15 protein-coding genes and 1 tRNA gene are annotated in these 16,596 nt (G+C 61.6%); 10 read left to right on the plus strand and 6 right to left on the minus strand.

Annotated elements, in window-relative coordinates; translation table 11 throughout:
- The first annotated feature begins 93 nt into the window (after window positions 1–93).
- From I6A82_RS04945 to I6A82_RS04955, 3 genes are all read left to right on the plus strand, one after another.
- Complete coding sequence (locus I6A82_RS04945; RefSeq protein WP_198093988.1) at window positions 94–819, plus strand: DUF1013 domain-containing protein; 726 nt, start codon at window positions 94–96, stop codon at window positions 817–819.
- 193 nt (window positions 820–1,012) lie between these two features.
- Window positions 1,013–2,674 carry a long-chain-fatty-acid--CoA ligase gene (locus tag I6A82_RS04950; RefSeq protein ID WP_198093989.1) on the plus strand — a complete coding sequence of 554 codons (1,662 nt, stop codon included), beginning with the start codon at window positions 1,013–1,015 and terminating at the stop codon, window positions 2,672–2,674.
- A 111-nt stretch (window positions 2,675–2,785) separates the two neighbouring features.
- On the plus strand, window positions 2,786–3,352 hold the full coding sequence (locus I6A82_RS04955) for a DUF421 domain-containing protein (RefSeq protein ID WP_198093990.1): 567 nt from the start codon (window positions 2,786–2,788) through the stop codon (window positions 3,350–3,352).
- Window positions 3,353–3,417: 65 nt separating this feature from the next.
- On the opposite strand, the gene I6A82_RS04960 is transcribed toward I6A82_RS04955, so the two are convergent.
- Genes I6A82_RS04960 through lipB form a run of 3 tightly spaced genes read right to left on the minus strand, consistent with a single transcriptional unit; the run spans window position 3,418 to window position 5,819 of the window.
- Window positions 3,418–4,782: an NAD-dependent succinate-semialdehyde dehydrogenase gene (locus I6A82_RS04960; protein WP_198093991.1), complete on the minus strand. Its 1,365-nt coding sequence runs from the start codon at window positions 4,780–4,782 to the stop codon at window positions 3,418–3,420.
- 57 nt (window positions 4,783–4,839) lie between these two features.
- Window positions 4,840–5,136, minus strand: coding sequence for a hypothetical protein (locus I6A82_RS04965; protein WP_198093992.1), 297 nt, complete (start codon window positions 5,134–5,136; stop codon window positions 4,840–4,842).
- Window positions 5,133–5,819, minus strand: coding sequence for a lipoyl(octanoyl) transferase LipB (gene lipB, locus I6A82_RS04970; protein WP_198093993.1), 687 nt, complete (start codon window positions 5,817–5,819; stop codon window positions 5,133–5,135). Before lipB ends, I6A82_RS04965 begins: the two co-directional genes overlap by 4 nt.
- A 110-nt stretch (window positions 5,820–5,929) precedes the next feature.
- Between lipB and I6A82_RS04975 the strand changes: the two genes are divergently transcribed.
- On the plus strand, window positions 5,930–6,688 hold the full coding sequence (locus I6A82_RS04975; RefSeq protein ID WP_198093994.1) for a glycerophosphoryl diester phosphodiesterase membrane domain-containing protein: 759 nt from the start codon (window positions 5,930–5,932) through the stop codon (window positions 6,686–6,688).
- Between the two features lie 36 nt (window positions 6,689–6,724).
- On the opposite strand, the gene hemF is transcribed toward I6A82_RS04975, so the two are convergent.
- Window positions 6,725–7,606 (minus strand): oxygen-dependent coproporphyrinogen oxidase, encoded by an 882-nt coding sequence (hemF, locus tag I6A82_RS04980; RefSeq protein WP_198093995.1) that lies wholly within the window; start codon window positions 7,604–7,606, stop codon window positions 6,725–6,727.
- The gene (locus I6A82_RS04985; protein ID WP_198093996.1) at window positions 7,603–8,064 is read right to left on the minus strand and encodes a tRNA (cytidine(34)-2'-O)-methyltransferase; all 462 of its coding nucleotides are present in this window, start codon (window positions 8,062–8,064) and stop codon (window positions 7,603–7,605) included. Before I6A82_RS04985 ends, hemF begins: the two co-directional genes overlap by 4 nt.
- Before the next feature lie 271 nt (window positions 8,065–8,335).
- Between I6A82_RS04985 and petA the strand changes: the two genes are divergently transcribed.
- The 3 genes from petA to I6A82_RS05000 are packed head-to-tail and all read left to right on the plus strand — an operon-like array spanning window position 8,336 to window position 11,099.
- Entirely contained in the window at window positions 8,336–8,902 is a 567-nt protein-coding gene (gene petA / locus I6A82_RS04990; protein WP_187335320.1) for a ubiquinol-cytochrome c reductase iron-sulfur subunit, read from the plus strand.
- Between the two features lie 10 nt (window positions 8,903–8,912).
- On the plus strand, window positions 8,913–10,250 hold the full coding sequence (locus I6A82_RS04995; RefSeq protein WP_198093997.1) for a cytochrome b: 1,338 nt from the start codon (window positions 8,913–8,915) through the stop codon (window positions 10,248–10,250).
- 18 nt (window positions 10,251–10,268) lie between these two features.
- On the plus strand, window positions 10,269–11,099 hold the full coding sequence (locus I6A82_RS05000) for a cytochrome c1 (RefSeq protein ID WP_198093998.1): 831 nt from the start codon (window positions 10,269–10,271) through the stop codon (window positions 11,097–11,099).
- A 105-nt stretch (window positions 11,100–11,204) separates the two neighbouring features.
- Here I6A82_RS05000 and I6A82_RS05005 read toward each other — a convergent pair whose 3' ends face one another.
- Entirely contained in the window at window positions 11,205–12,674 is a 1,470-nt protein-coding gene (locus I6A82_RS05005) for an FGGY family carbohydrate kinase (RefSeq protein ID WP_198093999.1), read from the minus strand.
- Between the two features lie 91 nt (window positions 12,675–12,765).
- Between I6A82_RS05005 and glpD the strand changes: the two genes are divergently transcribed.
- From glpD to I6A82_RS05020, 3 genes are all read left to right on the plus strand, one after another.
- A complete protein-coding gene (gene glpD, locus I6A82_RS05010) occupies window positions 12,766–14,241 on the plus strand; it encodes a glycerol-3-phosphate dehydrogenase (protein WP_198094000.1) in 1,476 nt (491 codons plus the stop codon).
- Window positions 14,242–14,278: 37 nt separating this feature from the next.
- Window positions 14,279–14,352 (plus strand) — tRNA-Gly (locus I6A82_RS05015).
- Window positions 14,353–14,497: 145 nt separating this feature from the next.
- Window positions 14,498–16,555: a DUF6538 domain-containing protein gene (locus I6A82_RS05020; protein ID WP_198094001.1), complete on the plus strand. Its 2,058-nt coding sequence runs from the start codon at window positions 14,498–14,500 to the stop codon at window positions 16,553–16,555.
- The last annotated feature ends 41 nt before the right edge of the window (window positions 16,556–16,596 follow it).

Consider the following 16,596-nt stretch of genomic DNA (forward strand, 5'->3'; position numbering starts at 1 on the left):
CTGGGCGCTTGCCGCAAGCCCGGCTTTGCCCTACATTGTCACCATGCATGGCCATCCCGCGAGGGGTGGCCCTTATTGTTTGGAGACGATGCGATGGCCGAAAAAGCCACCCCCTTGATGCCCCACGCGACCGCCGCCTGGCTGGTCGACAACAGCTCGCTCGGCTTCGACCAGATCGCCGATTTCTGCGGCCTCCATATCCTGGAAGTCCAGGCGATGGCCGACGACATGACCAGCAGCAAATATACCGGCCGCGATCCGGTGCGCGCGGGCGAACTGACGCTGGAAGAGATCGAGCGCGGCCAGGCCGATGCCGATTACAAACTGAAGATCCAGAAGGGCCCCGAGCAGGTCCGCCGCACCAAGGGCCCGCGCTACACGCCGGTTTCCAAGCGTCAGGACAAGCCGGACGGCATTGCCTGGCTGCTGCGCAATCACCCCGAAATTTCGGACGCGCAGGTCTGCAAGCTGATCGGCACCACGCGCAACACGATCAACGCGATCCGTGAGCGCAGCCACTGGAACATCACGGAAATTCAGCCGAAGGATCCGGTGACGCTGGGTCTCTGCTCGCAGCGTGAGCTTGATGCGGTGGTCGCCAAGGCGGCGAAGAAGGCCGGTATCGAGGAGCAGGGCATCGACGAAGAGAAGCGCGGTGTGGACCGTGCGGCCCTGATCGAGGAACTGCGCGCCGAACGCGCCGAGGAAAAGCGCCTCGCCGAGGAAGCGCTGCGCGAAGGCGAAGATGGCGAAGCGGCCGAGGGCAGCGAAGCCCCTCGCACCGAAGAGCTGACCGCGGAAAATCTTTTCAAGCGCTGATCGGCGCGCTTCGCGCTAGCGAGAGCTGGCCGCGGCGTCGGAAAAACAACCAAGGCCCGTCGTTCCGGTTTGTGCCGGAGCGGCGGGCCTTTTCTTTTGGATATTCCGGCACTCCGGTAGGTCGAAGCGCCGAAACGGACCGTTGCTCCCAGACTTTTGCTCGCTTACATGACTGTCAACTAGGAGACAGGACATGAGCGACAGCATCTGGAACGGAGCGACCTATCGGCACCCTCATGACTGGGAGCAGGATTTCCCGCCGCTTACCATGCCGCAGATGTTCGCGCGTTCGGTGCGCGAGAATGGCGATGCACCGCTGGTCGATTTCATGGGCCGCAAGTTCAGCTATGATTATCTCGGCAGCCGGGCGATGCAGGTTGCCGCCGGTCTGATCGGGCTTGGCCTGAAGCCGGGCGACAGGGTCGGTCTGTTTCTGCCCAACGTGCCGCATTATATCGCGGGCTATTATGGTGCGATGATTGCGGGAATGACGGTGGTCAATTTCTCGCCGCTCTACAGCCCCGCCGAACTCGCCCATCAGGTTGAGGATTCGGGCACCAAGCTGCTGATCACGGTGGACGCCAAGGCGCTTCTGCCGACGGCATTGAAGGTGCTTAAGGACAGCTCGCTCGAGCGGCTGGTGGTCGGCTCCGTTGCCGAAGCGCTGCCGACGGCCAAGGGCATTGCCTATCGCCTGCTGAAACGCGCCGACATCGCGCAGATTCCGAAGGACAAGGCGGTAACGCGTTGGTCTGCTCTGGTGGACAATGATGGCCAGTTGGACCTGCCCGAAGCGCATCCGGATGAGGTGGCGCTGCTACAATATACAGGCGGCACCACCGGGACGCCCAAGGGCGCGATGCTGACGCATCAGAGCCTGACCGCCAATGCACGGCAGGTGCAGCTGATCGATCCCGGCCTCGATCCGGTCGATCGGATCATGGGCGTGCTGCCGCTGTTCCATGTGTTCGCCAACACCTGCGTGCTCAACCGCACCGTACTGCGCGGCGGTGAGATCGTCATGCTGCCGCGTTTTGATGCGGGCGATGCGCTGAAGGCTATCCAGCGCACGCGGCCTGTGTCGATGCCGGGTGTGCCGACCATGTATCAGGCGCTGTTGGACCATCCGGCGATCGAAAAGACCGACTTCACGTCGCTGAAATACTGCATTTCCGGCGGCGCGCCGCTGACCGAGACCGTCAAGAAGCGGTGGGAGGAGTTGACTGGCTCCACGCTGATCGAGGGCTATGGGCTGACCGAAAGCTCGGGCGTGGTCTCCAGCAATCCTTATGCGCGTGAGGGGAAGATCGGCACCATCGGCCAGCCGCTTCCCGGCACACGCATCAAGCTGCTCGACAAGGAAGACCCCTCGAAGCCTGCTCCCGATGGCGAGCCCGGCGAACTGGTTTTTGCCGGGCCGCAGGTAATGAAGGGTTACTGGAACCGCCCGGATGCGGACGCCAAAGTGTTTAGCGGCGAATATCTGCGCACCGGCGACGTTGCGACGATCGATGCAGACGGCTTTGTCGCCATTGTCGACCGGTTGAAGGACATGATTGCCGTGGGCGGCTTCAAGGTTTTCCCGAGCCATATCGAAGACGTGCTTTACACGCATGAGGCTGTGCGCGACGCGCTCGTCATCGGTGTTCCCGACGATTATCATGGCGAGCTGCCCAAGGCGTTCGTGACGCTGAACGACGGTGCGGACGTTGACGGCGAAACGCTTACCGCCTGGCTGAACCCCAAGGTCGGCAAGCATGAGCGGGTGCAGGCCGTAGTGGTGCGTGACGAATTGCCCAAGACCATGATCGGCAAACTGGACCGCAAGGCGCTCCGTACGGAAGAGGGCGTCTGAGGGCATCAATACGGATGAATCCGTGCGAAAGCCGCATGATCTTTGTTGTAAATCCGCCAGATGAACGCCCTGGCGGTTGAGGTGACCAGCAGGCTTTATTAGGTCGCCATCATGGATGACAGTAGTGATTGGTTTATCGGTTGGGATGCGCTTGGCGATGTCCTGATCTCAGCATTATTATTCTATCTGCTGATCGTGATTCTGGTGCGCGTAATGGGCAAACGCACGACCGCGCAGCTCAACAATTTTGATTGGATCATCAACATCACCGTGGGAAGTCTTGCCGCTTCGGGCATACTTCTTGACAGCGTCCCCGCCACGCATGCCGCCGGTGCGATCATTGTCATCGCCTTGCTGCAGTTCGCGCTGACTTGGCTCGCAGTTCGATCCGACTTCGTAACCAAGTTGATCAAGGCATCGCCGACCCTGCTGACGCACAAGGGAAATGTCCTTGAAAGTGCGATGCTTGGCGCGCGCATATCGCAGGCCGAGCTATACAGCGTTCTGAGGGCACACGGAATTACTGACGTGAAAGACGCGAACTGGGTGATCCTGGAGTCGGACGGCTCGATGACCGTGCTCCCCCGCAACGAAACCGATCTTCACGATGCAGGATCGATGGATAATGTCGACACGCCCGAAAATCTGCCCGAACCTGCCGAGCGGTCGCAGAACTGAGCGAAACCGTCCGGCGCTCCCGCCATTCAGGAGCGCTGGACGTATCTCGAAAAGCTCGCGCCGGTTCAGCTGGCGAACACGGTCTTCGCGTTCATGAATTCGTGCAGGCCGAAGGCGCTGAGTTCGCGGCCATAGCCGGAGCGCTTGATCCCGCCGAAGGGTGCTTCGGGCATGGATGCGAGCACCTGATTGAACGCGGTCATGCCTGATTCGATTTCGTTGGCGAAGCGCTGCTGTTCATCCTCGTCCTGCGTGAAGACGGCCGATCCCAGCCCATAAAGGGAGGCATTGGCGATGCGGATCGCGTCGTCCGCGTCGTCGGCTTTGAAGACCATTGCGACGGGGCCGAACAGTTCCTCTTCCATCAGCGGATTGTCGGTGGTCATGCCGGAGATGATGCCCGCATCCATGAACGCGCCGTCATCGTCCCCCGCTTCGCCGCCAAATTCGACGGTGGCGTCCGTCTGGCGAACCTTTTCGATCTGCTTGAGTACGGTGTCGCGCTGATCAAAGCTGGAGAGTGGCCCCATGTCGGTGTTTTCATCGAACGGATCGCCCCATGTCACAGCCTTCATGCCCGCGCGGAATTTGTCCATGAACGCGTCATAGACATCTGCTTGGACGATCATGCGCTTGCCGCAGATGCAGCTCTGGCCGGTGTTCTGGATGCGCGCCTTCACCGCCTTTTCCGCTGCATCGGCAATGTCGGCGGACGGCATGACTATGAACGGATCGGAGCCGCCCAGTTCCAGCACCATTTTCTTGAGGCACCTGCCCGCCGTCTCGGCAACCGCGGAGCCGGCACCTTCGCTGCCGGTCAGGGTGGCGGCGACGATCCGGTCATCTTCCACGATGGCCGCCACCGCATCGGATTTGATCACGAGGTTCTGGAAGAGGCCCTCCGGCGCACCCGCATCGCGGAGCACCTGGTCCATCAGTTCGGCGCAGCCCATGGTCACGCTGGCATGTTTCAGCAGGCCGACATTGCCGGCCATGATGGTCGGCGCGAGAAAGCGGACGGCCTGCCAGAGCGGGAAGTTCCAGGGCATGACGGCCAGCACCGGGCCCATCGGCAAATAGCGGGTATAGACCTTGCCGTCGGCACGCTCCCACGGCTGATCCTCCAGAAGCGCCGGGCCGTTTTCGGCGTAGAAGCGGAAGGCTGTAGCGCATTTCTCCGCCTCCGCCTTAGCCGAGGCGAAAGTCTTGCCCATTTCCAGCGTAATCTGACGGCCCAGTTCCTCGCTGCGGCTTTCGAATGCATCGGCGATGGAGGCGAGGAGATCGGTGCGCGTCTTGTAATCGCTCTGGCGCCAATCGGCATAGCGGTCCGCCGCCTTGGCGAGCTTGGTCTCGATCTCACTCTCGGTCAGTTCGGCATAGCTTTCCAGCTGTTCGCCGGTGGCGGGATTGCGGGTATCAATGGTCATGGGAGGGCTCCTGCGTGCTTTGCTATTCAAAGCGCCGGAGCCGAGCGATCGTTCCCGTTATTCGGCGGCAGTCTCCGGATCGCCGCCGCTATCGGCAGGCGCACTGCCGTCGGCAGAAGTCTCTTCGGGCGCTGCCGCGTCACCGGAGGGCAGGGGCAGGCCGTCTTCGACCTTCGCCCCTTCCGTCCGGATGTCGTCGATCGAGATCATGTCGTCGCTGATGGTGCCCTGCAGATCATCGACATTGTCCATCACCGTCTCGGTAACCTGCCTGTCCTGCGGGCTCTCATCGGCGGCTTTCTCTCCGCAGCCGGCGAGGATCAGCAGCGCGGCGAGCGGCCAGAGCGTCTTCATGTCTTGTCTCCACAAGCGCCGCCGACCGTCGCCAGAAACGCATCGAAATGGCGTTTCAGCGCCGCGTCGAAATCGGCCATCGTCGCGTCGATACCGAGGGCGGCCATGCTCGTCACCGGAAATTCGCTGATGCCGCAGGGCACGATGCCGCCAAAATTCGTCAGATCCGGATCGATATTGACGGCAAAGCCATGCGCGGTGACCCAGCGGCGTACACGCACCCCGATCGCGCCGATCTTGGCTTCGCGGCCCTGCTGATCATCGCACCAGATGCCGATCCGCCCTTCTGCGCGGCGCGCGGCGATGCCGAAATCGGACAGCGCGGCGATCATCCAGCCTTCCAGGGCATGCACATAACAGCGCACATCGCGGCCTCGCTCGCCAAGGTTGATCATCACATAGCCAACCCGCTGTCCGGGCCCATGATAGGTATAGCGCCCGCCGCGCCCGCTTTCGTAAACCGGGAAGCGGGCGGACAGCAGCTCGGCCGGATCGGCGCTGGTACCGGCGGTATAGAGCGGGGGATGTTCGAGCAGCCAGACGAGCTCGCGCTCCTCGCCTTCGCGGATCGCCGCCTGCCGCGCGTCCATGCGGGCCACGGCATCCGGATAGAGCACCCGTCCATCGGCGATTTCCCAATCCACCGAAGAACCGGCCACGAGCCCGGCCGCGTCATTTGCCATCGCATTTTCCATCGATGGCCCAGATGGACCGACGAACGACGAGCGACAAGCCTTGTCTCTCCGTGGACTGCGCTTTACCAATCGGCCTTCACAGGACCAGGGGGTTATACATGGCGCAGAAGCTGGATTTTTCGGACGCGTGGAGCGAGGCGCTCGCGCTGATTTCCGCGCATAAGGAGGCCGCGCTCGCCATCGCAGGGGTGTTCCTCTTCCTACCGCAGGTGGCCTTGGGCTATTTCGCAGGCCAGATGGATACTGCGGGTATCGAGACGTCGGATCAGATGATGACGATGTACGAAAACTGGTTCGCCGCAAATGGCCTCCTGCTGTTCATCGGCACGCTCGTGTCGCTGATCGGATCAATCGCGCTCTATGTCATCTTTCTGCGTGGCCAACAGACGATCGGCGAGGCACTCGCCACCGCGGTGAAGCTGTTTATTCCTTTCCTGTTGCTGGGCATCCTTACCGCAATCGCGGTGGGCATCGGCTTCATTCTGCTGATCATTCCGGGTATTTACCTGGCGATCAAATTCACGCTCGGCGGTACGGTGATCGCGGCGGAAGACGTGAAGAACCCGATCGAGGCAATGAAGCGCAGCTGGCAGCTGACCAAAGGCAACAGCCTGCGGATTTTCTTCTTCCTGCTCATCATCTTCATTGTCGGCATCATCGCGCTGGCGGCCATCGGCGCGGTGATCGGCATTCCGATCAGCCTGCTTTTGCCCGCAGAAGCCGCGCTTTTCGCCAACAATTTGGTAAGTTCGGTGACGAGCTCGATCTTCAGCGTGGTGCTGGCTGCGGTGTATGCCGCGATCTATCGCCAACTCGCCGGTCGATTCGATCAGCGCGAGCTGGAAGAAACGTTCTAACAGACCGCGCCGATAATCCTGTCGGCCTGGCGCCGCTCAGTCCCAGCGGGCAAGCGGCGGCAGGCTCATCAAAATGGCATCGATATTGCCGCCGGTCTTTAGGCCGAACAACGTACCGCGATCGTAGATCAAGTTGAATTCGGCGTAGCGCCCGCGCCAGGCGAGCTGCGTGGCGGTATCGGTCTCGGTGAAGTCCGCGTTCATCCGCCGCCGCACGATCGCAGGGTAGGCATCCAGAAAGGCCTCGCCCACATCGCGGGTGAAATGGAAGTTGCGCTCAAACTGCGCGTCGCTGTCGCATTCCAGATGATCGTAGAAGATGCCGCCCACGCCGCGATGCACGCCGCGATGGGGGATGTAGAAATAGTCGTCCGCCCATTTGGCATAGCGTTCGTAAACATCCGGGCCGTAAGGGCTGCAGGCCGCGCGCAGGCGGGCATGAAAGCTGTCGGTATCTTCCTGATAGGGGATCGGCGGATTGAGATCGGCGCCGCCGCCGAACCAGCGCTTGGTGGTGGTGAGGAAGCGTGTGTTCATGTGCACCGCGGGCACATGCGGGTTGGCCATGTGCGCGACCAGACTGATCCCGGTGGCAAGAAAACTGGGGTCTTTATCCGCGCCGTTGATCGATTTTGCGAATTCCGGATTGAAGCTGCCGCCGACGGTGGAAACATTGACGCCCACCTTTTCGAAAACCTTGCCCTTCATCACGCCGCGCACGCCGCCGCCGCCAGGCGCGCCGCCTTCATCTTCCCGGTTCCAGGCGAGATAATCGAAGCTCGCATTGGAGCCCGCTTCGCGCTCGATCGCCTCGAACTCGGCGCAGATCCGGCTGCGAAGATCCTCGAACCAGCTGCGGGCCTCGGTCTGCTGCGCATCGAGTTCCAGGCCGGTGGTGTCGGGTGTCAGGTCGGTCATGGGGCTCCTCTTTCAAATCGGCCCGTCCGGCGTAGCGCCTCGCCGAGCGCGATGCCAGCGGCGACGGCGACGTTGAGCGAACGAAAGCCCGCTTCCATCGGGATGCGCACGGCGGCGGTGCAGGCATCGCGTACATCGTCCGGCACGCCCGCGCTTTCCGAGCCCAGAATCAGCCGGTCATCGGGCTCGAACGGAAAATCGTAGAGCGAGGCGTTTGCCTTGCTGCTGAGCAGTACCAGCCTGCTGCCCAACTGGCGGGTGTGATAGGCTGACCAGTCGGCATGGCGCGTCCAGTCCGCAGCGGCTGCATAGTCCATGCCTGCCCGGCGCAGCGCACGGTCAGAAAAAGGGAAACCACATGGCTCGATCACGTCGCACGGCACGCCAAAACAGGCGGCCAGTCGCAGGATCGTGCCGACATTACCGGCAATGTCCGGCTGATAAAGTGCGATGCGCATGGGGCGTGTCCTTAATGCCACAAGCGGCAGAGGTGTAGTCCCGATCATCAGGCCTTACTGCCGCGAAACGGCAGATATTGCGGTTTGTTACGGCATCGAAGCGGTCTCAAAAAGCGGTTGGCAGGCGCTGGCTCGGCAGCTATCAGGCCCGCTGAATCGAAGCGCTGGATCGACGAACCGATCCGCCTCGGCCCCCAGGAAGCCCGTGTCTCCCCGGCCCAGGTCTCCTAGGCAGGTCAGATATGGCGCAGGGCAACTGCAAGGAATTTACATGGTTACGGTCAAAGAGGCTGATCCATTCCTGAAGGAAAGCGGCGAGGGGCTGCGGCGGCGTGAGTTCATCAATATCGCCGCGGTCGGCGTTGCCGGCGTCGGCGCGACCATCGCGGTGATTCCGCTGGTCAACCAGATGAACCCGAGCGCGGACGTGCTCGCTCTGTCCTCGACCGAGATCGACATCAGCGCGATCGAGCCTGGGCAGGCAATCAAGAGCACCTGGCGCAAGCAGCCGATCTTCGTGCGCAATCTGACGCCGCAGGAAATTCGCGAAGCCAATGAAGTGCCGGTGGATTCGCTGCGCGACCCGCAGACGTTGGCCGAGCGTACCGAGGAAGGCCATGAGAACTGGCTGATCACGCTGGCCGTCTGCACCCATCTGGGCTGCATTCCGCTCGGCGCGGGCGAGGGCGAGAACAAAGGTCCGTTCGGCGGCTATTTCTGCCCGTGCCACGGTTCGGCATACGATACGGCTGCGCGCATCCGGCAAGGGCCGGCACCGCGGAACCTCGAAGTCCCGCCGTACACCTTCACTTCCGACACCGTCGTTCAGATAGGCTGAGGACCGACCTATGAGCTTTCCCTGGGCCACTCATTACGAGCCGAAAAATCCGGCCATGCGCTGGATCGATGAGCGTCTGCCGCTGCCGCGTCTGGTCTACAACGCGGTCGGCGCAGGCTATCCCGTGCCGCGCAACCTGAACTATTTCTGGAACTTCGGCGTCCTCGCGGGCGTCGCACTGATGATCCAGATCCTTACCGGCGTCATTCTGGCGATGCACTATACCGCCAATATCGACACGGCGTTCAACAGCGTCGAGGCGATCATGCGCGACGTGAACTCGGGCTGGCTGATGCGCTATGCGCATGCCAACGGCGCAAGCTTCTTCTTCATCGTGGTCTATATCCACATCTTCCGCGGCCTCTTCTACGGAAGCTACAAGGCCCCGCGCGAGATGATCTGGTTGCTCGGCCTCGTGATCTTCCTGCTCATGATGGCCACCGCCTTCATGGGTTATGTTCTCCCCTGGGGCCAGATGAGCTTCTGGGGCGCGCAGGTGATCACCGGTTTCTTCTCGGCCATTCCCGTGGTCGGTGAGCCAATCCGCCAGTGGCTGCTGGGCGGCTTCGTGCCGGACCAGGCCGCGCTGAACCGCTTCTTCTCGCTGCACTATCTGCTGCCGTTCGTGATTGCAGGCACCATCATCCTGCACATCTGGGCGCTGCACATTCCCGGCTCGAACAACCCGACCGGCGTCAGCGTGAAGGGCCCTCAGGATACCGTACCGTTCCATCCCTACTACACGGCAAAAGATGGTTTCGGGCTGGGCGTGTTCCTGATCCTGTTCTCGATCATGGTGTTCTTCCTGCCCAATGCGCTGGGACATCCTGACAACTATATCATGGCGAACCCGCTCTCCACGCCGGCGCACATCGTCCCGGAATGGTATTTCTGGCCGTTCTACGCGATCCTGCGCGCCTTCACCGTGGACCTCAGCTTCTTCGGCCTGTTTACGATCGTCGAAGCCAAGCTGCTGGGCGTCATCGCGATGTTCGCCTCGATCCTGATCCTGTTCTTCCTGCCCTGGCTCGACAACAGCCCCGTGCGTTCGGGCAATTATCGTCCGAAGTTCAAGATTGCTTTTTGGGTTCTGGTGCTGGACGTGCTGGTGCTCGGCTTCTGCGGTCAGATGCCGGCGGAAGAGCCGTGGGTGATGCTGAGCCAGCTCGCCGCCGCTTATTATTTCGCGCACTTCCTGCTCGTGCTGCCGCTGATCTCTCACTTCGAGAAGCCGCTGCCGCTGCCGGGGTCGATCACCGAAGCGGTGCTGCAGAAGCACAACATCAAGGGCGAGCGCGAAGCGCTTCCGGGCATGGGCAGCGACACCCAGCCGCAGCCGGCCGAATAAGAGGATAGAAGACTTCCGATGAAACTCCTTCTCAATCTTATCGGCGCCTTTTTTGTCGCCATGCTGGTCTGGTCGTTCGGCGCGGGGCTATACAGCTTCATCACGGAGCCGCCCAAGGAAGACGTGGTCCATGAGTTCCACCGCGAACCGCTGGACATTTCCTATCCGAGCGAAGGACCTTTCGGCACGTTCGACAAGGCGCAGTTGCAGCGTGGCCTCAAGGTCTTCCGCGAAGTTTGCGCCGCCTGCCATAGCCTCAACCAGGTGACCTTCCGCAGCCTGACCGATCTCGGCTATTCCGAGGATCAGGTGAAGACGATCGCCGCCGAATGGCCCATCGAGACGCCGTCGATCAATCCCGACACCGGTGAGGCTGCCACGCGTCCGCCGCTGCCGATCGACCATTTCCCGGCGCCTTATCCGAACGACGTCGCTGCGCGAGCCGCCAACAACAATGCCGTTCCGCCGGATCTCTCGCTTATCACCAAGGCACGTGAGGGCGGGGCCGAATATGTGGATTCGCTCCTGCGCGGCTATCGTCCGGTGCCGGCCGATCTGCCGGAAGTGAACCGCCCGACCACCGGGCTGCATTACAACCCTTGGTTTGCAAACCTGAACATTGCCATGCCACCGCCGCTGACCAGCGACGGACAGGTAACCTACGACGATGGTACCGCGTCGACCGTGGAACAGATGTCGAAGGACGTCAGCGCATTCCTGATCTGGACGGCGGAGCCCAAGCTTCCTGCGCGCAAGCAAACCGGCTGGGCAGTGATCCTGTTCCTGATCTTCGCGACGGCACTAGGATACATGGCCTATCGCAACATCTGGATCGACCAGAAGCATTGATTTCATGCGGCTTCGACCGCTTCGAGAAACCTAAAAAAGAAGGGGGCCGCCGAGCCCCCTTTTTCATGTCCGATGATGCGCGCCCGGGCTGGACAGTTTTCTCGTCTATCCGAGCGCTTTGGCCAACGTATCGTGCCATTGGTTCAGACGCCGCTCACGCGTGCTGGCGGTCATGCGCGGCTCGAAAACCGTAAGTTGACCGCGCATTTCATCAGCTGCCTCGCTGATATGATCACACATTTCTGCGCCGCACGCTGCCAGCATCGCCGCGCCTAGCGCCGTCGTTTCGATAAAATTCGGTCGCTCGACCGGTAGATCCAATATGTCGGCAAGGTCCTGCGCCATCCAGTCGTTAGCGGCCATGCCGCCATCGATCGACAGGCCGTTCCACGCGACGCCGTCTGCGGCGAAGGCGGCCTGCAAGTCGCTCGCTTGGTGCGCAATGGCCTCGAGAGCCGCGCGCGCAAGATGCGCGGCGCCGGTCGAAAAATCGAGCCCGTCCAGCATCCCGCGCACATCGGGACGCCAATGTGGTGCTCCCAATCCTGACAAGGCGGGCACCATCATGACGCCGCCATTGTCGGGTACGGAGGCTGCGAGCTGCGCCGTTTCCGCCGCACTACGCAATATTCCAAGGCCGTCGCGTAGCCATTTGATGAGGCTGCCGGCCACGAAGATCGATCCTTCCAGCGCGTATTCGCGCTCCCCGTCCTGCTGGAAAAGGACGGTCGAGAGTAGGCGGTTGGCAGAGCGCACGGGCTCGCTTCCGCTGTGGGTAAGGATGAACGCCCCTGTCCCGAAAGTGGCCTTGGTATCCCCCGGTGCAAGTCGTGCCTGCCCAATGCTCGCCGCCTGCTGATCGCCAGCCATGCCGCAGATCGGAATAGGCGCACCAAGAATCTTGGGATCGGTGCTCGCATAACAGCCATGGCTATCGACGATGGCAGGCAGGGATGCTCTGGGTACGCCGAAAAGCTCCAGCATTTCCGCGTCCCAGTCGTCGCCCCCCAGCGCCATCAGTGAAGTACGGCTGGCGTTCGAGGCGTCCGATATATGCAGGCCGCCAGTCAGCTTGAACGCGATCCAGGACTCGATCGTCCCGAAGCACAGATCGTCGCCCGCCTCTGCGACCGAAGATTCATTCTCCAGCAACCAGCGCATCTTGGTGGCGGAAAAATAGGGATCGAGCAGCAGGCCGGTACGCTCCTGAACCAGCGCTTCCAAACCCCTTTCGCGAAGCTGCGCGCATTGATCTGCGGTCCGCCGGTCCTGCCACACGATAGCGCGCCCCAGTGGTTCACCGGTATTGCGGTTCCATGCGACCACGGTTTCGCGCTGGTTGGTAATACCGATCGCGCGTATGCGCCGTGCACCGCCCGCACGTTCGATCACCGTGCGGCAGCAGGCGAGCGTCTTGTCCCAGATTTCACCAGCATCCTGCTCGACATGGCCGGGCGCCGGGAAGTGCTGGGTGATCTCCATCTGCGCGATGTCGCGGCACTCACCGGACCGCGTGAAAAGCATCGCCCGTGTCGAGGTTGTCCCCTCGTCGATCACCAGAATATGTTCGGCCATCGCCTTGCCCCTAGCCCGCCTGCCATGCGTTTATTGGTTCACCGTATCACGAGCGGCTGCAAAGGAAAGCGTGCCATGATAGGGGGATTCAATGTTCGATATTGCGATCATTGGCGGCGGTGTGAATGGTTGCGGGATTGCCCGCGATGCGGCGGGGCGGGGACTATCCGTGCTGCTGCTGGAGAAGGATGATCTCGCCAGCCATACCAGCTCTGCCGCGACCAAGCTGATCCACGGCGGTCTGCGCTATCTGGAGCAATATGAATTTCGCCTGGTGCGCAAGGCGCTGAAGGAGCGCGAGGTGCTACTGGCTGCAGCGCCCCACATCATCTGGCCGCTGCGCTTCGTGCTGCCGGTGGATGAGGGGATGCGCCCCGCCTGGATGCTGCGTGCCGGGCTGTTCCTCTATGATCATCTGGGCGGGCGGGAGCTTCTGCCGGGAACTGAGCGGCATGATCTGACGACATCTCCCATGGGCGCGCCCCTGGAGAAGCGGCTGACGCGTGGTTTCAGCTATTCGGATTGCTGGGTAGAGGACGCCAGGCTGGTCACGCTGAACGCGCTGGATGCGCGTGAGCGCGGCGCGCAGGTTCGCACCCGAACCGCCTGCACCGGGCTGGAGCGCCGCAATGATCGCTGGATGATCACTGCGGGGGAGGAGTGTTTCGAAGCGCGCGCTCTCGTCAACGCCGCCGGTCCCTGGGCGGACGCGGTGGCAGGGCTTTCGCGCCCGGAGGCCGGGCATGACCTGCGCCTCGTCAAGGGTAGCCATATCGTCGTGCGCCGCGCTTATGAGGGCGATCAGGCCTATATTTTCCAGAACGGCGATGGGCGCGTCATCTTTGCCATTCCTTATGAGCATGATTTCACGCTGATCGGCACCACAGACCGGCCGCATGACGATCCGTCTGTCGCGCCGGAAGCGAGCGAGGAGGAAATCGTCTATCTCCTCAATGCCGTGAACGAATATTTCGAACGCGATCTGGTTCGCGAGGATGTGGTCTGGACCTATAGCGGCGTGCGCCCGTTGGTGGATGATCATGAGGCCGATGCCTCGGACGTGACGCGCGATTATGTGCTGCGGCTGCAGGCGGAAGGCGGCGCGCCGATGCTGTCCGTGCTGGGCGGCAAGCTGACCACCTATCGCGTCCTCGCCGAAGACGCGCTGGAGCAGCTTAGCCCGCTTCTGGGCAACCATGCGCAACGATGGACGCATGATGCCACGCTTCCCGGCGGTGATTTTCCGGTGGACGGCTTTGCCCGACTGGCCGAGCGTTATGCGCGTCACTGGCCGTGGCTGGGCGATGTCACGGCCGCGCGTTACGCACGCGCTTATGGAACGCGCACCGAGCGTCTGATGGAGGGCGCTTATGGCGAAGACGATATGGGACGCAGCTTCGGCGCAGGACTTACCGAGCGGGAGGCGCGCTATCTGGTGCAGGAGGAGTTTGCCCGCACCGCCGAAGACATCCTCTGGCGCCGCTCCAAACTGGGCCTGCATATGACCGAGGCAGAGCGGACGGAATTTGCGCAGTGGATGGAAACAAGCCGGTTCGCGCCCAATTGACGAACCGCCCCGCGGCTGGCAAAAGCGCCGCCACCAAGCGGGTATAGCTTAGTGGTAAAGCCCTAGCCTTCCAAGCTAGTTATGCGGGTTCGATTCCCGCTACCCGCTCCACTTTCCTGAGCTAGCCGCAGAAAACCGCCATTCGGAGGCGGTTTTGCGGAATCCTTCGCCCAGAGCTTCTCACACGACTTCTCACTTGGGCGGGCGTTCCCGTCGCAGTCATCTGTACGCGTTCGGCGAACGGAAACGCTGAGCCATGCGTCAGCAAAGCTATCTCCTCCGCAAAGGCGCGCGCTATCATTTCCGCAGGCGAACGAGTCACTTGCCTGGAAAACGTCCTATAACCATGGCTCTGGGCACAGCCGATCCGGCCGAGGCGAAGCGCCTCAGCCGACAGCTGGCCGTCAAGTGGGACGAATTGACGATGTGGTTGGAAAGACAAATTGAGCGCGGCACGCTCACCTTGGACGAGCAGGACGCCCTGTTCCGAAAAGGGCTAGCAGATGAATTGGCGCGCGCTACCGCCCATCTTACCGCGCCGATGGGCACGACGATGCCACATCCCGAGCATCATAAAATCATGGCGGCCGCCTATCGCATCGTGGCCCGCGTCCCTCACGATTCCGATGCGATATCGGCGGGCGTTTTCGAGGCTGAGATCGACGAAAATTGGTCGGACGATGAAGTATCCCTGCTGAAAAACACCCTTCGCTGGCTCGTGACACCGATGAGCGTCAACCGAACGAGCGCAAAGGAAGCGGCGGCCCAAATTGGCGCGCCGCTTACTGAGGGGGTCATTACCGAAGCACGATCCCATATTTTGCGCGGATTTGCCGAAGCCCATGAGCGGACTGCGATGGCGGTCAATTCCGGATATGACATCGGGCGCCTTGGAGGCAGTGGTCTTCTCGGCGACGACTGGAAGGGCTTTGTGCCATCAGCAAAAGACCAAGCACCTCGCCCAGACCCTAAACCAGTAAGGGCGGTGCCTCCCGAGGAGGAGGGTAATCTATTCTTTGCCCGGACGACCGAGGTGCGTTTCAGCGAGCAGATCGCGGAACTGCTCGACAAGATGTTCGAGGATAACGGCTGGCAGCCCGACAACAACAAGACCCGGCATATGCTGGAGGCGTTCGCCTGGCTGACGGGTGACAAGATGATGTCCGACTACGAGCCGGCCGACATCGATGAGTATGTCAGGCGGATGGCGCGTATCCCGAAGGGGTTCAACTGGGGACGGCTGAACAAGTCCGGTGCGATGGCGGTTCCGTTTGACCCAGCGGAATTCCCGAAACCGAAGGCTGCCGATCGACGGTCTGACAGAACAATCAACAGCCATCTGTCGAAGTTGGAAGCTGCTGCAGCGATCCTGAAAAAGACCCATTGGCTGCCCAGACAGGGCTACGGTCAAGTCATGGTGTTCGAAGAGGCGCGCAAGCGGATCGTCCAGGATGACAATGATCCGCCTCGTCTTCCTCTGACCGAGGCAAACCTTGTCGCGCTCTATGGCCTTCCGCTGTGGCAGGGGGGCGGAGGATCCGGTGCCAGAGTGAAGCCGTCGCAAAGTCCGACCATCTATCAGGACGGTGCATACTGGGTCCCGCTGTTGGGGACGTATGCCGGGATGTCTCGCGAAGAGGCCTGCGGTCTCGAACTGATCGACATCGAGATCGAAGCAGAAACCCCTTACATCTTGGTTCAAGCGAACATGACGAAGAGCAAGGATGGAGAAACTCCGGCTGGCATAAAGCGGGCTTCACGCCGCCGTGCCCTCCCGATCCATCCTCAACTGCTGCGGCTCGGTTTTGCCGCTTACGTCTCAGCCATCGCGAAGGAAGGCTGGGACATGCTCTTTCCCGAACTCTACGGCGAGATCGACGAGAGTGGAGATTATGTCCGCTGGAAAAAGCCCGGCGGGCCGAAATTCTATGGCACGGCTTGGCGCTACATGATCGACGCAGCTCACGCGGTGGTGCCGCTACCCATGACATCTGCTGGCAAGCACGCCGATTTCCACTCGCAGCGAACCTTCCACTACAGCGCCATGGCAGGGGAAGGTGTCAGCGAAGCGCTGCTGGCGCGGCACGTGGGCCATAGTGCAAGGACTACAGGCGGTAGGAATTACAATCGGCGGGCGTTGGCTCTCGGCGAAGAGAAGGAGTTGGCGGAGAGGCTGACGGTGCTTGTGCGGGAGGTGCCAAACGTGACTGCCCACATTCCGAAGCCTGATAGGGTAAACCTGCTCCACCTCAGCAAGCGCTCGCGGGTCGGTTCTGCCCCTGGCCGTAACGCAGCTAATCGTTTCCTGGCGTAGGCGCCTTCACGCTGGCGAAATCGCGATCCCCCTGTTAGCCC

Source organism: Novosphingopyxis sp. YJ-S2-01 (assembly GCF_016093175.1).
Taxonomy (GTDB): domain Bacteria; phylum Pseudomonadota; class Alphaproteobacteria; order Sphingomonadales; family Sphingomonadaceae; genus Novosphingopyxis; species Novosphingopyxis iocasae.

Bases quoted from the DNA above. Each gene is read 5' to 3' on its own strand.
- I6A82_RS04950 (WP_198093989.1), top strand. From the start codon at position 1,013: ATGAGCGACAGCATCTGGAACGGAGCGACCTATCGGCACCCTCATGAC.
- I6A82_RS05005 (WP_198093999.1), bottom strand. From the start codon at position 12,674: ATGGCCGAACATATTCTGGTGATCGACGAGGGGACAACCTCGACACGG.
- lipB (WP_198093993.1), bottom strand. From the start codon at position 5,819: ATGGCAAATGACGCGGCCGGGCTCGTGGCCGGTTCTTCGGTGGATTGG.
- I6A82_RS04985 (WP_198093996.1), bottom strand. From the start codon at position 8,064: ATGCGCATCGCACTTTATCAGCCGGACATTGCCGGTAATGTCGGCACG.
- I6A82_RS04995 (WP_198093997.1), top strand. From the start codon at position 8,913: ATGAGCTTTCCCTGGGCCACTCATTACGAGCCGAAAAATCCGGCCATG.
- I6A82_RS04965 (WP_198093992.1), bottom strand. From the start codon at position 5,136: ATGAAGACGCTCTGGCCGCTCGCCGCGCTGCTGATCCTCGCCGGCTGC.
- I6A82_RS04955 (WP_198093990.1), top strand. From the start codon at position 2,786: ATGGATGACAGTAGTGATTGGTTTATCGGTTGGGATGCGCTTGGCGAT.
- I6A82_RS04975 (WP_198093994.1), top strand. From the start codon at position 5,930: ATGGCGCAGAAGCTGGATTTTTCGGACGCGTGGAGCGAGGCGCTCGCG.
- I6A82_RS04945 (WP_198093988.1), top strand. From the start codon at position 94: ATGGCCGAAAAAGCCACCCCCTTGATGCCCCACGCGACCGCCGCCTGG.
- I6A82_RS05000 (WP_198093998.1), top strand. From the start codon at position 10,269: ATGAAACTCCTTCTCAATCTTATCGGCGCCTTTTTTGTCGCCATGCTG.
- petA (WP_187335320.1), top strand. From the start codon at position 8,336: ATGGTTACGGTCAAAGAGGCTGATCCATTCCTGAAGGAAAGCGGCGAG.
- hemF (WP_198093995.1), bottom strand. From the start codon at position 7,606: ATGACCGACCTGACACCCGACACCACCGGCCTGGAACTCGATGCGCAG.
- glpD (WP_198094000.1), top strand. From the start codon at position 12,766: ATGTTCGATATTGCGATCATTGGCGGCGGTGTGAATGGTTGCGGGATT.
- I6A82_RS04960 (WP_198093991.1), bottom strand. From the start codon at position 4,782: ATGACCATTGATACCCGCAATCCCGCCACCGGCGAACAGCTGGAAAGC.
- I6A82_RS05020 (WP_198094001.1), top strand. From the start codon at position 14,498: ATGCGTCAGCAAAGCTATCTCCTCCGCAAAGGCGCGCGCTATCATTTC.